The sequence below is a fragment of the Ruegeria sp. A4 genome (genome assembly GCF_056543025.1).
Genome location: NZ_JBQGAW010000029.1, coordinates 1 through 590 on the forward strand (window position 1 = coordinate 1; position 590 = coordinate 590).

At 59.8% G+C, this 590-nt stretch carries 1 protein-coding gene; it reads right to left on the reverse strand.

Translation table 11 applies throughout. From position 1 onward, the window contains the following. Positions 1-590 (reverse strand): transposase (locus tag ACR0E2_RS20680; RefSeq protein ID WP_480447760.1); only part of this gene is annotated, 590 nt, incomplete at both ends.

Sequence of the window (590 nt, forward strand, 5' to 3'; positions counted from 1 at the left end):
TGGGGCAGCACTTGGTTTTCGATGGGCAGACCTGACAGACCTCTTTCAGAGCGCGATAGCGAGCGGTGCCCTTGCCCGTCGGACCGCGGTTGGGGTCTGAGTAGTTGCGGCGGAACTGCTTGAGGGCGTGACCTTCGGGACAGATGTATTGGTCATTCTCAGCATCCCATTCGAAGTCGGCGCGGGTCCAGGTGCCGTCATTGCGACCGGACTTGTCGAACACCGGGATATGCGGCGCAATCTTGCGATCAACCAGCCAGCCCAGAAGTGGGCCGGTGCCATAGGCGGTGTCCGCGATTAGTCTCTCCGGATGCAGATCGAACCGTTCCTTTACTCGGTTCAACATGGTCTTGGTCGATCCGACCTCAGCCTGACGGATTGATCTGGTGGCTTCGACGTCGATGATAACTCCGTGATCTGTATCGATCAGGTAGTTGTCGGAATAGCTAAAGAATGCAGGGCCTTTGCGGGCTGCGGTCCATTGGCTCGCCGGATCGGAATGCGATGTGAACTTGGGCTGAACCTCGCTGGCAGCGCCGAACGCAGCCTCGTCCAGCGTGTCGAGATACTCGCGGACGGCGCGGGGCGCG